The sequence below is a fragment of the Cronobacter malonaticus LMG 23826 genome, assembly GCF_001277215.2.
Lineage (GTDB): Bacteria > Pseudomonadota > Gammaproteobacteria > Enterobacterales > Enterobacteriaceae > Cronobacter > Cronobacter malonaticus.
Genome location: NZ_CP013940.1, coordinates 720,400 through 733,982, shown reverse-complemented (window position 1 = coordinate 733,982; position 13,583 = coordinate 720,400). Strand labels below are relative to the sequence as shown.

Below are 13,583 nucleotides of genomic sequence, written 5' to 3'. Positions count from 1 at the left end.
GTGTTTTGTGCGCTTATCGTTTATGAGGGTTTTAGTTAATGCTAAAAACGGTCAATTCCGGTACTATGCGGCGGTTTTTTAGCAAGACTGAGACTGCGTTATGCCTACCACCCTGTTTAAAGATTTTATCTTCGAAGCCGCTCACCGACTCCCTCATGTCCCCGAAGGCCACAAGTGCGGTCGTCTGCACGGACACTCTTTTATGGTGCGCCTGGAGGTAACGGGCGAGGTAGACCCTCATACCGGCTGGATTATCGATTTCGCCGAGCTGAAAGCGGCGTTTAAGCCGATCTACGATAGCCTGGATCACTATTATCTGAACGATATTCCGGGCCTTGAAAACCCGACCAGCGAAGTGCTGGCGCGCTGGATTTGGGATCAGATGAAACCCCGCCTGCCGCTGCTGAGCGCGGTGATGATTAAAGAGACCTGCACCGCGGGTTGCGTATATCGCGGCGAATAAGGTTCTGGCGGTGTGAGCCGCCGATAATGGCGGGTACACGTTTTGATGGCGGGTGCGCTGCGCTTACCCGCCCTACAAGACAAACGTCATGGAATTCTCGTAGGGTGGGTAAGCGCAGCGCACCCACCGCTCACATGCCACACACAAAAAAAGAGAGGCTCAACGCCTCTCTTTTTTATGCAATATTCAGATACTTATGCGTCTGCATCGACAGCCGCCAGTTGCGGGCGATACAGGTTTCAATGCATAAGCGCGTCGCATCTTCCTTCTGGCTAATCGGCTGCAGCGCAATCACCCGCTGTCTTTCATCATGCAGGCGCGCCAGCAGTTCATCCAGCGCCTCGATATCACGCATACGCCCGACCGGGTGCTTGATTTCATCGGCGCGCATCAGCGCCTGATCCAGCACCTCGTAACCACCGCGCATATTCACTTTCGGCGAAACCGTCACCCAGGTGCCCGTAGTGCAACGCACTTCATGGGTGCCGCTGGTTTCAATCTGGCAGCTAAAACCGTGCGCTTCCAGAAGCTCCGTTAAGGGCAGCAGATCGTGGATACACGGCTCGCCGCCGGTGATCACCACATGGCGCGCGGTATAGGCCTGACGCTCAATGGCCGCCAGCAGATCTTCCGGGCTCGCCGCGCCCCATTTATCGCTCTCTTTGGTTTTCGCGATAATGCTGAAAAGCGACACTTCCCGATCGGCGAGCTTATCCCAGGTGTGTTTGGTGTCGCACCAGGCACAACCTACGGGGCATCCCTGCAGACGAATAAAAATGGCGGGCACGCCGGTAAAATAACCCTCGCCCTGCAGGGTCTGAAACATCTCATTAATCGGGTACTGCATGATTCACTCGGTTTATTACCAAAACGGTAATTATTACAGATAACCGTCAGACTGGCATGTGCCATTTGCGCCTTACCGGCAGACTTTACCAAGTCTGATGCGTATTTACCCCTCAATTCCAGGGCATTGGCAGGGCTGCAAGGCGGCGGTTAGTATGGCGCGGGACGGCCAGCGGGATAACAAGGACAAGGCGAGAGTTATGGTACGCATATTAACGTCATTCATTTTGACGGTAGCGCTGACGTTAGTGAGCGTGAGCGCGCTGGCGCAGCCCCTCGACGTGCCGCCGATGCGTGGCGTTATCAACGATCCCGCCGATCTGCTGAGCGGCCAGGAATACGTGGCCTTGCTTGACGATGTGTCGGCAATCAATACCCGCACCCACGCGCAAACGGCGATTCTGGTGTTACCGGAATTAAAAGGCGACAACCTGGAGCGTTTTGCGACGCGCACGTTTAATACCTGGCGGCTCGGCAATGCGCAGCGCAACGATGGCGTGCTGATTCTGGTCGCCTGGCACGATCGTCTGGTGCGTATCGAAACCGGGCGCGGGCTGCAGAAGACGATTCCGGATGCACTGGCGAGCCGAATAATCAAAGAACAGATGCTGCCGTGGTTCAGGGCGGGCGATCTCACCGCGGGCCTGCGTCAGGGGCTTACCGGTATCGATGCGCTGCTCAGCCATCAGCCGCTGCCGCCTGCGACATCGCCCTCGTGGGTACAGGCCTGGCTCAAGCCATTGCTGCTGAATTTCTCTTACTGGCTGGCGCTGCCTGTTCTCGTCATCGTGCTGTTTGCCTTAATCATGCTGCGCAAAAAGAAAACGCTGGTGACGCTCTTTTTCGGCACCTCCTGCCTGCTGACTCCCGCGTTTGCCATCACCAGCAACTTTTTCCCGTGGGTGGAGCCCTTTCTCTGGCTGAGCTTTTCCGTGCCCTTTCTGTTGATGATCCTGGCGCTGATCGTGGTGTTTGCCTTCCCGAATTATCGGCTCAGCGCGGCAGGTAACGGCTCATCGTCCGGCGACACCTCCGCCGCCTGGCTTGCGACCAGTCACCTTCACTCGTCCTCAGGCGGCGACAGCGCCAGCCATCACAGCAGCCACCACAGCGTCAGCTCAGGCGATGGCGGCTCAAGTGACGGCGGCGGCTCGTCAGACAACTGGTGAGCGCAGCGCGTCGGTAAAGCGGCGGGTGATTTGCTGCGGGCGCGTAATAGCGCCGCCCACCACCACCGCGTGCGCGCCGAGCGCCAGACAGCGCGCCGCGCCCTCCGGTGTGTCTACATTCCCTTCGGCGATAACCGGGACCGTCACCGCCGCCAGCACGGCCTTTAGCAACGCGAAATCGTCTTCCGGCAGGCGATGCCCCTGGGTGTTCGCCGTGTAGCCATAAAGCGTGGTGCCCACACAGTCGAAACCGAGCGCTTCGGTCGTCACGGCCTCTTCAACGCTTGATACATCCGCCATCAGCAGCACATCAGGCCAGGTACGGCGGATCTCCGCGACGAACTGTTCGAGCGTTTCGCCGCCAGGGCGCGGACGTGCGGTGGCATCGAGCGCGATCATCTCAGGTGCCGCCTCCATCAGTTCGCTGACTTCGCGCATCGTCGCGGTGATAAACACGTCGCTTGCGGGGTAATCCCGTTTAATGATGCCAATGACCGGCAGCGCCACTTGTTCTTTAATCGCCAGAATATCCGCCACGCTGTTAGCGCGGATCCCTGCCGCCCCGCCCTGGGCCGCCGCCAGCGCCATCCTTCCCATAATAAACGGGCTATGCAGCGGTTCGTTTTCCAGCGCCTGGCAGGAGACCACCAGCTTTCCTTTAATCTGCTCTAACATCGTTGACCTCAGCTTAATAACTCTTCGATTTCGTTTTTAATAATCGTGACGTGCGGGCCGTAGATAACCTGTACGCCGTTGCCGCGCAGGATCACGCCGCGCGCGCCGGTCGCTTTCAGCGCGGCCTCATCGACCTGAGTTCCGTCGTTCACGGTGACGCGCAACCGCGTGGCGCAGCAGTCGACTTCCTGAAGGTTCTCCCGCCCGCCGAGCCCGGCCACGACGGCCTGCGCCCGCTCGCTGTCTTTCATCGCCACGCTTTCCTGGGGCTCTTTTTCCCGGCCGGGTGTGGCGAAATCGAAACGTGTAATGAGGAAACGGAACGTGAAGTAATAGAGGAAAAACCACGGCACGCCGACCAGCGGCACCATCAGCCAGTGCGTTTTCGCCTCGCCCTGCAAGACCCCAAAGAGAATGAAATCGATAAAACCGCCTGAGAATGTCTGGCCGATAGTAATGTGCAGAATGTGCGCCAGCATAAAAGCCAGCCCGTCGAAGAAGGCGTGGATGACATAGAGCACGGGCGCGACAAACAGGAAGGAGAACTCAATCGGCTCGGTGATGCCGGTAAGGAACGAGGTCAGCGCCGCAGAAAGCAGCAGACCGGCAACGCGCTTTTTATTCTCCGGCTTCGCGGTGTGGTACATCGCAAGACATGCACCGATCAGGCCAAACATCATGGTAATAAAGCGCCCGGACATAAACCGCGACGTGCCGATATAAAACTGCTGCGTGGTCGGGTCTGCAAGCTGCGCGAAGAAAATACGCTGCGTGCCTTCCACCAGCTGGCCGTTGACGATTTCACTGCCGCCGAGCGCCGTCGTCCAGAAAGGCAGATAGAAGATGTGATGCAGGCCGAACGGGCCAAGCATACGCAGGATAAAACCATACAGCAGCGTGCCGACATAACCGGTCGCCTCAACCAGCCCGCCAAGCCCGAAAATCATTTTCTGAAAATGCGGCCAGACGACGGTCATCGCCGCGCCGACCACAATCGCCGCCAGCGCGCTGATGATAGGCACAAATCGCGAGCCGCCAAAAAAACCCAGAAACTGCGGCAGCGCGATTTTATTAAACCGCTGATGCAGCGCGCAGGTCACAAGGCCAATCACCACGCCGCCGAAAACGCCGGTTTCCAGCGTCTGGATCCCGAGCACCATTCCCTGCCCGACCGCGCCCGGATTGCTCTGCGCGAGCTGTCCGGTCAAAGTCAGCAGCGCATTGATGGTGGCGTTCATCACCAGAAACGCCAGTAACGCGGCGAGACCGGCCGTGCCTTTATCGGTACGCGCAAGGCCCACCGCCACGCCGACGGCAAACAGCACCGACAGGTTCGCGAAGACGATCGCCCCGGCGCTGCTCATGATCGTGAAAATCGCCTGCAGCCAGCCGACGTCGAGAAACGGATACGCCGTCAGCGTATTGGGATTGGAGAGCGCGCCGCCGACGCCGAGCAGGAGGCCCGCCGCCGGTAACACGGCAATTGGCAACATAAACGACTTACCAAACCGCTGCGCCTTTTCAAACCAGCGCCCTGACGATGTTCCGCTGAAGAATGCCATGATGAAATCCCCGCTGTAGTTATGATGAAAATATTTATCACAATAAAAATATATTATGAAAATTATCACCAATAATAGCGAAGCCGATCATACTTTTTTAAAATGGCTGGCATTGGTAGCGGGCTTTCCCGCACACTCATCGGCAGCCGTCGGTGCTTCAGGATCCTGTTATGTCTGACCATGAAAATTTACTGCTTAAGCTGCGCCAGGCGCTGTCTGGGTTTAGTCCCACGCAGCGCAAACTCGGTGACTATGTGCTGAGCGACCCGGCACGCGTGCTTTATCTCACCATCACCGAGCTCGCCCGCGAGAGTGACACCAGCGAAGCCAGCGTGACGCGGCTGTGTCGCGCGCTCGGGTGCAAAGGCTATACCGAATTTAAAATGGCGCTGGCGCTCGATGTTCAGCGCGGGCAGGCACCGCGCGCGCAGAGCGGCGATGCGCTGGACGCGCTGGTGGAGGAATCGGTGCAGGCGCTGCGAGACACTGCACAACTGCTGGATCGCGCCATGCTGGAACAGGCCGCGCAGGCGCTGCATCAGGCGCGGTCAGTACAGATTTACGGCGTCGCGGCGAGCGCCATCATTGGCGAATATATGCATTACAAGCTGCTGCGCCTTGGCAAAGCGGCACATCTGTTTAGCGATATGCACCGTGCGTCGATGAACGCCACAACGCTTGGCGAAACCGATCTGGTGGTCGCCATTTCCAGCTCGGGATCCACGCGCGACCTGCTGCATGCCGTGACGCTCGCGCGAAAAGCCGGGGCGCCTGTTCTCACGCTGAGCAACACGCCGCGCAGTCCGCTGGCATCAATAAGCGATATGCTGCTTGTGGCCGCCAAACCGGAAGGCCCGCTGAATGCGGGTGCGCTGAACGCTAAAGTCGGCGCAATGCTGCTGGTGGAATTATTAACAGCAGGGCTGATAGCGACGGATAGCCGTTACCGGGAAATTAGCCAGCAAACCGCCAGCGCCACGCTGCCGTTATTGCTGTAATAAAATGCCGTTGCAAGGTGCGAATAATCTGCAACGGCTTTTTTAAACCTACAATAATGTAACCAGACGTAATTTCCGTGGGATTTTTTCGGTTTATTAAATTTCTCAATCCATCAAATAAAAAAAGCAAATTCAATGACATAAATATTTTTATTATAATAAAAGGATTTTTTCTACCATTACGATGTCATAGAAAAATGCCTTATGCGACTTTCCTTAAAATAACCTTAATTTTCCTCCTTTACCGCCTCGCTGTTATTTAAACGCCGTTTACTTTTCTGCTCCTACAATCCGCCCAATTAACCCAGGTGGAATAACAGAAATGAAGACTTTATTAATAACGGGCGTAACGGGTTTTCTGGGCGGTGCAGTATTAGAAAAAATTCTTCAGCGCACCGAAAAGATCAATTTATTGCTGCTGGTGCGTGCGCAGAACAGCGAAGCCGGACTGTCGCGCGTGCTCAGTAATATGCGCAAGTTCAACCTCAGCGAGGCACAGCTTGCGATGCTGAACACCACGCAAGTTTTGTGCGGTGATTTGGGCGAGCCGGAGAGTTTTCTGCACGATACCCGCCTTGATAGCGTCACGCATGTCATTAACTGCGCGGCCGTAGCGTCGTTCGGCAATAATCCGCTTATCTGGAAAGTGAATGTTGAAGGAACCCTGGCGTTCGCCCGCCGCATGGCTGAGGTTACAGGTTTGCAGCGTTTCCTGCATGTGGGCACAGCGATGTCGTGTACGCCTGAGCCGCATTCGCTGGTGCCTGAAAGCACCGAGTTTCGTGAAAACGCCGAGCACCTGGTGACCTATACCCATTCGAAATCGACGATTGAACAGCTGATGCGCCAGCACTGTCCGCAACTGCCGCTGGTGATCGCCCGTCCTTCTATCGTAGTTGGCCATACCCATCACGGCTGCCTGCCTTCCACCAGTATTTTCTGGGTCTTCAGCATGGGGCTGATGCTTCAGAAATTTATGTGCTCGCTGGAAGACCGCGTGGATGTGATCCCGGTGGATTATTGCGCCGAAGCGTTGCTGCTGCTGCTCGATAAAGAAATCGCGCAAGGCGAAGTGGTGCATATTTCTGCCGGCGAAGAGAACAGCGTGCGTTTTGCGGATATTGATATCGCGATGGCGAAGGCTCAGGAAAAAGCGCCGATAGCGGATAACTACGCACAGGTGAGCTATAAAACCTTAGTGAAAATGCGCCGTGAGCTAAAAGATATTTTCGGGCCGTGTAATGAGCGTCTGATGCTGAAAGCGATGCGTTTATATGGCGCGTTCGCCACGCTGAATGTACGTTTCTGTAACGATAAGCTGCTGAAGCTCGGTATGCCGAAACCACCACGCTTTACCGACTATATTGCGCGCTGTGTGCAGACCACGAACGGGTTGACCATTCCACAGCAGATGGAAGTCGATTTTAAATAAAAAAAATGCCAGTCAATCGACTGGCATTTTTAACAGAAAAGGTCGGGCGATTATGCCTGGCCTTTGATCTCTTTACGGCCGTTGTACGGTGCTTTTTCGCCCAGCGCTTCTTCGATACGAATCAGCTGGTTGTATTTAGCAACGCGGTCAGAACGGCTCATAGAACCAGTTTTGATCTGGCCTGCCGCAGTACCTACCGCCAGGTCAGCGATGGTTGCGTCTTCGGTTTCGCCAGAACGGTGAGAGATGACAGCAGTGTAGCCAGCGTCTTTCGCCATTTTGATCGCAGCCAGAGTTTCGGTCAGAGAACCGATCTGGTTGAATTTGATCAGGATGGAGTTAGCGATGCCTTTCTCGATGCCTTCTTTCAGGATTTTGGTGTTGGTAACGAACAAGTCGTCGCCCACCAGCTGGATTTTGTCGCCCAGCACTTTGGTCTGGTATGCAAAACCGTCCCAGTCAGACTCGTCCAGACCGTCTTCGATGGAAACGATCGGGTACTGTTTGGTCAGGTCTTCCAGGAAGTGAGTGAACTCTTCAGAGGTGAACGCTTTGTTGCCTTCGCCAGCCAGAACGTATTTGCCGTCTTTGTAGAATTCAGACGCTGCGCAGTCCATCGCCAGAGTGATGTCTTTGCCCAGCTCGTAGCCTGCTGCTTTTACCGCTTCAGCGATAACAGCCAGAGCTTCGGCGTTAGAACCCAGGTTCGGCGCGTAGCCGCCTTCGTCACCTACCGCGGTGTTCATGCCTTTGCCTTTCAGCACTTTCGCCAGGTGATGGAAAACTTCAGAACCCATGCGGATAGCTTCTTTAACGCTGGAAGCGCCAACCGGCTGGATCATGAATTCCTGGATATCAACGTTGTTGTCAGCATGTTCGCCACCGTTGATGATGTTCATCATCGGAACCGGCATGGAGAATTTGCCCGGGGTGCCGTTCAGTTCAGCGATGTGCTCATACAGCGGCATGCCTTTGGAAGCAGCAGCAGCTTTAGCAGCAGCCAGAGAAACGGCCAGAATGGCGTTTGCACCGAAGTTAGATTTGTTTTCAGTACCGTCCAGATCGATCATGATCTTGTCGATACCAGCCTGATCTTTAGCATCTTTGCCAACGATAGCCTGAGCGATCGGGCCGTTAACCGCGCCAACCGCTTTGGTTACGCCTTTGCCCAGGAAACGGGATTTGTCGCCATCGCGCAGTTCCAGCGCTTCGCGGGAACCAGTGGAAGCACCTGACGGGGCAGCAGCCATACCTACGAAACCGCCTTCCAGGTGAACTTCGGCTTCAACAGTCGGGTTACCACGGGAGTCGATGATTTCACGACCGATGACTTTAACGATTTTGGACATTAGATTTTCCTCAGTACAAGTTAAACTAAAACTCCAGACAAACAACGCGCGAAATTGTCGCGCGTTGCCGTTTTAACTCTGCTTACTTCGCCTGGCGTTTCTGGTACTCGCTGGCGGCTTTTACGAAGCCTGCAAACAGCGGATGCCCGTCGCGCGGTGTGGAAGTAAATTCCGGGTGGAACTGACAAGCGACAAACCACGGATGATTTGGCACTTCGATGATCTCGACCAACTGATCATCGCCGGAACGGCCCGCAACGCGCAGGCCAGCGGCTTCAATCTGCTTCAACAACATGTTGTTGACTTCATAACGGTGACGGTGACGTTCCGTAATCACTGGTTCGCCGTACAGCTTGCGCACCAGGCTGTCGTCTGACAACTGGCACTGCTGCGCGCCCAGACGCATCGTCCCGCCGAGATCGCTCTTCTCACTACGCGTCTCGACATTACCGTTTTCATCACGCCATTCAGTGATGAGCGCCACGACAGGGTACTTACAGTCTGGCACAAATTCCGTGGAGTTGGCGTTCTCCATGCCCGCAACATTGCGTGCATATTCAATCATCGCAACCTGCATACCGAGGCAAATGCCGAGGTAAGGAATGTTGTTTTCACGGGCGTAGCGCGCGGTGGCGATTTTGCCTTCCACGCCGCGATAACCGAAACCGCCAGGGATCAGGATAGCATCCAGACCTTTCAGCAGTTCTTCGCCGCGGGTTTCTACGTCCTGCGAATCGATAAGCTTGATGTTGACGGTCACGCGGTTTTTCAGGCCGCCGTGTTTCAGCGCCTCGATAACCGATTTATAGGCGTCCGGCAGTTCAATGTACTTGCCGACCATACCGATAGTGACTTCGCCCGCCGGATTCGCTTCTTCATAAATAACCTGTTCCCATTCAGCCAGGTTAGCTTCCGGACAGTTCAGGCTGAATCGTTTACAAATATAATCGTCCAGCCCCTGCGATTTCAACAGGCCCGGAATTTTATAGATGGAATCGACGTCTTTCAGAGAAATAACCGCTTTTTCAGGAACGTTACAGAACAAAGCGATTTTGGCGCGTTCGTTGGCCGGCACGGCGCGATCGGAACGGCAAATCAGCACATCCGGCTGAATCCCGATCGACAGCAGTTCTTTAACGGAGTGCTGAGTCGGTTTGGTTTTCACTTCACCGGCCGCCGCCATGTATGGCACCAGCGTCAGGTGCATGAACATCGTATGTTCACGACCCACTTCAACCGCCATCTGACGAATGGCTTCAAGGAACGGCAGGGATTCGATATCGCCCACGGTACCGCCGATTTCGACCAGAACGACGTCATGGCCTTCGCCGCCCGCAAGAATGCGTTCTTTGATAGCGTTGGTGATGTGCGGAATAACCTGAACGGTCGCGCCCAGGTAGTCGCCACGACGCTCTTTGCGCAGAACTTCAGAGTAGATACGACCCGTCGTGAAGTTGTTGCGGCGCGTCATGCGGGTGCGGATAAAACGCTCGTAGTGGCCCAGGTCCAGATCGGTTTCAGCGCCGTCTTCAGTAACGAACACTTCCCCGTGCTGGATTGGACTCATGGTGCCAGGATCGACGTTGATATACGGATCCAGTTTCATGATGGTCACGTTGAGGCCACGGGCTTCAAGAATGGCTGCGAGGGAGGCTGCGGCAATGCCTTTACCCAGAGAGGAAACGACCCCGCCGGTCACAAAAATATAGTTCGTTGTCATGCTGAACCTGAGAAGTTAGGTTTAAAGACGATGGAATAACCAGGACGGGAAAGTAGTATACCCGAACAGGACGGGGGTCACAAACTTTCATTCTGCACGATCACCGGCTGGTCTCGCCAGACCCAAGCCGGAAGAAAATAGCCCTTTTCTCAGAAATGTTTTTGACGCAAATCAAGCGCTTGTTGGAAATAAGTGTTAACAACAGGCGCTTGACGTGAAAAAACGTTAACTATCAACTTCCTGGCGTTTAACCGTCTGCCAGGCCGCTTCCATTTGATCGAGGCTCGCCTGCTCCATTTCGAGGCCCTGCGCGCGAATAATCGCCTCGACCTGGCGGAAACGGCGCTCAAACTTACGGTTGGCTTTTTGCAGCGCGGTCTCCGCTTTCGCCCCCAGATGGCGGGAAAGATTGACGGTCGCGAACAATAAATCGCCGATCTCTTCCTCGAGTTTCGCCTCGTCGATAACCGCCTGCTGCGCCTCGTGCATCACTTCGTCTATCTCTTCATGCACTTTGTCGACCACCGGCCCAAGCGAGGTCCAGTCAAAGCCGACCGCCGAACAACGCTTCTGGATTTTCTGCGCGCGCATCAGCGCTGGCAGACTTTCAGGAATATCGTCCAGCGCGGAATGCTGCGCTTTTTCGGCCCGCTCGGCGCTTTTGGTTTTCTCCCAGTTGGCCAGCACCTCGGCGCTGTTGCCGAAATCCGCGTCGCCAAAGATATGCGGATGGCGGCGCTCAAGCTTATCGCTGATGGCCGCGCAAATGTCGTCAAAATTAAAACGCCCCTCTTCCTGCGCCATCTGGGCGTAGAACACCACCTGGAACAGCAGGTCACCCAGCTCGCCGCGCAGATCGTCGAAATCCTCGCGCGCAATGGCATCAAGCACTTCGTAGGTTTCTTCAAGGGTGTACGGGGCGATGGTCGCGAAGGTTTGTTCTTTATCCCACGGGCAGCCGGTTTGCGGGTCGCGAAGACGCTTCATAATGCCGAGCAGGCGGTCGATTTGAGTCATGGAAAGTCCTTATAAAAACAGACGTGGCGAGAACCGCCACGCGCCTCACGCTGGAGGAGAAAATAAAGGCGGCGCGGCGTTACCGCACGGCGCCGCCGCGCGCGTCAGCCGCCGTGCAGGCGGCGCGCATCAATGACATCAGACACCTGGTTGAGTTTGCCGAGCACGCGGCCAAGCACCTGGAGATTGTAAATTTCGATTTCCATATCGATGGTCGCCAGCTGCTGACGGGTATCGCTGCGGCTGGTAACGCCAAGCACATTGACCTTTTCGTTAGCGAGGATCGTCGTGATATCGCGCAAAAGGCCGCTGCGGTCGTTCGCGGTCACGCGCACAATGAGCGAATACCCTGCTGAGTAGCTTTCGCCCCAGACGGCATCGACAATACGCTCCGGCGCATGTGACTGCAGTTCCGCCAGTTGATCGCAGTCGGCGCGGTGGATGGAAATCCCGCGCCCCTGGGTGATAAAGCCGACAATATCATCGCCAGGGATTGGCTGGCAGCAGCGGGCAATATGGTGCATCAGATTACCGACGCCTTCGACGACGACGCGGCCATTATCCCGCGTGTTGCGCCCCTGCGGCGTATAGGTTTTTTGCTGCAACTGACGCAGCGCCGCGGCGTCCTGCTCTTCCGCGCTGGGCTTGTTGAACTGCGCCTGGAGGAAATTCACCATCTGGTTAAGACGAATATCGCCGCCGCCAATCGCCGCCAGCAACTCATCGACTTCATTAAAGTTGTAGCGTGGCAGCAGGTGTTTCTCGGCCTCTTTCAGGCTGATGCCGAGATGTGCCAGTTCGTCATCCAGGATCTGGCGACCGGCGATAATGTTTTTATCGCGATCCTGTTTGCGGAACCAGGCGTGAATTTTGGCGCGCGCCCGGCTGGTGCCGACGTAGCCGAGGTTCGGATTCAGCCAGTCGCGGCTCGGGTTCGGCTGCTTCTGGGTGATGATTTCAATCTGATCGCCCATTTGCAGCTGGTAAGTAAACGGCACGATCCTGCCGCCGATTTTCGCGCCGATGCACCGGTGCCCGACATCGCTGTGGATGTGGTAGGCAAAATCCAGCGGTGTGGAGCCTGCGGGCAGATCGACGACATCGCCTTTCGGGGTAAACACGTAGACACGATCGTCAAAGACCTGACTGCGCAGTTCGTCGAGCATCTCGCCGGAATCCGCCATCTCTTCCTGCCAGGCGATAAGTTTACGCAGCCAGGCGATACGGTCTTCATGACCGTTACGCACGCCGCTTGCCGCGCCTTCTTTGTACTTCCAGTGCGCCGCCACGCCGAGTTCAGCGTCTTCGTGCATCTGTTTGGTGCGGATCTGAATTTCCACGGTTTTGCCGCCAGGGCCAAGCACCACGGTATGAATGGACTGGTAGCCGTTGGGTTTCGGGTTGGCGACATAATCGTCGAACTCATCCGGCAGATGGCGATAGTGCGTGTGAACTATCCCGAGTGCGGCGTAGCAGTCCTGAAGGCGCTCTGCGACGATGCGCACGGCGCGCACGTCAAAAAGCTCATCAAACGCCAGATGCTTTTTCTGCATTTTGCGCCAGATGCTGTAGATATGTTTTGGACGGCCGTAAACCTCCGCCTTAACGCCTTCTTCTTTCATGGCGCTGCGCAGATGCGTCACAAACTCGTCGATATAATGCTCGCGGTCTATGCGCCGCTCATGCAGCAGCTTTGCGATACGCTTGTACTCTTCGGGGTGCAGATAGCGGAAGCAGAAATCCTCCAGCTCCCACTTGAGCTGGCCGATGCCAAGACGGTTCGCCAGCGGCGCATAGATATTGGTGCACTCTTTCGCCGCAAGTACGCGTTCATCTTCCGGCGCGTCTTTCACCTCGCGCAGATGCGCGATGCGCTCTGCGAGTTTAATCACCACGCAGCGGAAATCATCGACCATCGCCAATAGCATGCGGCGCACGTTATCGACCTGTTCAGAAGAGACGGAATCGTGATGCGTGGCTTTAAGCTGGCGGATGGCGGCCATATCGCGCACGCCGTGGATTAACCCGACCACGGATTTGCCGACACTCTCAATGAGCACCTCTTCGCTCACGACACCGCTGTCCACCAGCGGGAAGAGCAGCGCGGCGCGCAGCGTGTCGATATCCATGCTCAGCGTGGTGAGGATTTCGACCATCTCCACGCCGCGCCAGAGCAGAAGCTCGGCCTGCGGGTGGCCCTGCGTCTGCTGTTCGCAATAGCGCCAGGTTTCGGTTAAGCGTTCACACGACGGCTGACTGGCGATGCCAAGGCTCGCCACCCATTTTTCATGGTCAAATTCGCCAGCTTTATTAAGATGTGCACTTCTTACCGCAACCATCGTCCTCTCCTTT

11 protein-coding genes are annotated in these 13,583 nt (G+C 55.9%); 4 read left to right on the top strand and 7 right to left on the bottom strand.

Annotation, left to right across the window (positions count from 1 at the left end; genetic code table 11):
• Positions 1-100 precede the first annotated feature (100 nt).
• The gene (gene queD / locus AFK66_RS03425; protein ID WP_032804901.1) at positions 101-463 is read left to right on the top strand and encodes a 6-carboxytetrahydropterin synthase QueD; all 363 of its coding nucleotides are present in this window, start codon (positions 101-103) and stop codon (positions 461-463) included.
• 175 nt (positions 464-638) lie between these two features.
• Here the strand turns inward: queD and queE are convergent, their stop codons facing one another.
• The gene (gene queE / locus AFK66_RS03420; protein ID WP_007777757.1) at positions 639-1,310 is read right to left on the bottom strand and encodes a 7-carboxy-7-deazaguanine synthase QueE; all 672 of its coding nucleotides are present in this window, start codon (positions 1,308-1,310) and stop codon (positions 639-641) included.
• 199 nt (positions 1,311-1,509) lie between these two features.
• On the opposite strand from queE, the gene AFK66_RS03415 reads away from it, so the two are divergent.
• Complete coding sequence (locus AFK66_RS03415; protein WP_007777758.1) at positions 1,510-2,478, top strand: TPM domain-containing protein; 969 nt, start codon at positions 1,510-1,512, stop codon at positions 2,476-2,478.
• On the opposite strand, the gene AFK66_RS03410 is transcribed toward AFK66_RS03415, so the two are convergent.
• Together AFK66_RS03410 and AFK66_RS03405 are read right to left on the bottom strand one after the other, a co-directional pair.
• Positions 2,464-3,153, bottom strand: a complete 690-nt coding sequence (locus tag AFK66_RS03410; protein ID WP_007777760.1) for an N-acetylmannosamine-6-phosphate 2-epimerase — start codon at positions 3,151-3,153, stop codon at positions 2,464-2,466. The genes AFK66_RS03415 and AFK66_RS03410 overlap by 15 nt on opposite strands.
• A gap of 8 nt (positions 3,154-3,161) precedes the next feature.
• Positions 3,162-4,718: a PTS transporter subunit EIIC gene (locus AFK66_RS03405; protein ID WP_167346754.1), complete on the bottom strand. Its 1,557-nt coding sequence runs from the start codon at positions 4,716-4,718 to the stop codon at positions 3,162-3,164.
• Between the two features lie 167 nt (positions 4,719-4,885).
• Here AFK66_RS03405 and AFK66_RS03400 point away from each other — a divergent pair, with 167 nt between their 5' ends.
• Positions 4,886-5,713 (top strand): MurR/RpiR family transcriptional regulator, encoded by an 828-nt coding sequence (locus tag AFK66_RS03400; RefSeq protein WP_007777762.1) that lies wholly within the window; start codon positions 4,886-4,888, stop codon positions 5,711-5,713.
• A gap of 322 nt (positions 5,714-6,035) precedes the next feature.
• Positions 6,036-7,145 carry an SDR family oxidoreductase gene (locus tag AFK66_RS03395; RefSeq protein WP_007777764.1) on the top strand — a complete coding sequence of 370 codons (1,110 nt, stop codon included), beginning with the start codon at positions 6,036-6,038 and terminating at the stop codon, positions 7,143-7,145.
• Between the two features lie 50 nt (positions 7,146-7,195).
• On the opposite strand, the gene eno is transcribed toward AFK66_RS03395, so the two are convergent.
• From eno to relA, 4 genes are all read right to left on the bottom strand, one after another.
• Positions 7,196-8,494: a phosphopyruvate hydratase gene (gene eno / locus AFK66_RS03390; protein ID WP_007777765.1), complete on the bottom strand. Its 1,299-nt coding sequence runs from the start codon at positions 8,492-8,494 to the stop codon at positions 7,196-7,198.
• Positions 8,495-8,576: 82 nt separating this feature from the next.
• The gene (gene pyrG, locus AFK66_RS03385; RefSeq protein ID WP_023898077.1) at positions 8,577-10,214 is read right to left on the bottom strand and encodes a glutamine hydrolyzing CTP synthase; all 1,638 of its coding nucleotides are present in this window, start codon (positions 10,212-10,214) and stop codon (positions 8,577-8,579) included.
• Positions 10,215-10,439: 225 nt separating this feature from the next.
• Entirely contained in the window at positions 10,440-11,231 is a 792-nt protein-coding gene (gene mazG / locus AFK66_RS03380) for a nucleoside triphosphate pyrophosphohydrolase (RefSeq protein ID WP_007777770.1), read from the bottom strand.
• Positions 11,232-11,335: 104 nt separating this feature from the next.
• Positions 11,336-13,570 carry a GTP diphosphokinase gene (relA, locus tag AFK66_RS03375; RefSeq protein ID WP_023898076.1) on the bottom strand — a complete coding sequence of 745 codons (2,235 nt, stop codon included), beginning with the start codon at positions 13,568-13,570 and terminating at the stop codon, positions 11,336-11,338.
• Positions 13,571-13,583 lie beyond the last annotated feature (13 nt).

Coding starts and splice junctions, on each gene's coding strand:
- AFK66_RS03395 (WP_007777764.1), top strand. CDS start 6,036: ATGAAGACTTTATTAATAACGGGCGTAACGGGTTTTCTGGGCGGTGCA.
- AFK66_RS03400 (WP_007777762.1), top strand. CDS start 4,886: ATGTCTGACCATGAAAATTTACTGCTTAAGCTGCGCCAGGCGCTGTCT.
- pyrG (WP_023898077.1), bottom strand. CDS start 10,214: ATGACAACGAACTATATTTTTGTGACCGGCGGGGTCGTTTCCTCTCTG.
- queD (WP_032804901.1), top strand. CDS start 101: ATGCCTACCACCCTGTTTAAAGATTTTATCTTCGAAGCCGCTCACCGA.
- eno (WP_007777765.1), bottom strand. CDS start 8,494: ATGTCCAAAATCGTTAAAGTCATCGGTCGTGAAATCATCGACTCCCGT.
- queE (WP_007777757.1), bottom strand. CDS start 1,310: ATGCAGTACCCGATTAATGAGATGTTTCAGACCCTGCAGGGCGAGGGT.
- relA (WP_023898076.1), bottom strand. CDS start 13,570: ATGGTTGCGGTAAGAAGTGCACATCTTAATAAAGCTGGCGAATTTGAC.
- AFK66_RS03415 (WP_007777758.1), top strand. CDS start 1,510: ATGGTACGCATATTAACGTCATTCATTTTGACGGTAGCGCTGACGTTA.
- AFK66_RS03410 (WP_007777760.1), bottom strand. CDS start 3,153: ATGTTAGAGCAGATTAAAGGAAAGCTGGTGGTCTCCTGCCAGGCGCTG.
- mazG (WP_007777770.1), bottom strand. CDS start 11,231: ATGACTCAAATCGACCGCCTGCTCGGCATTATGAAGCGTCTTCGCGAC.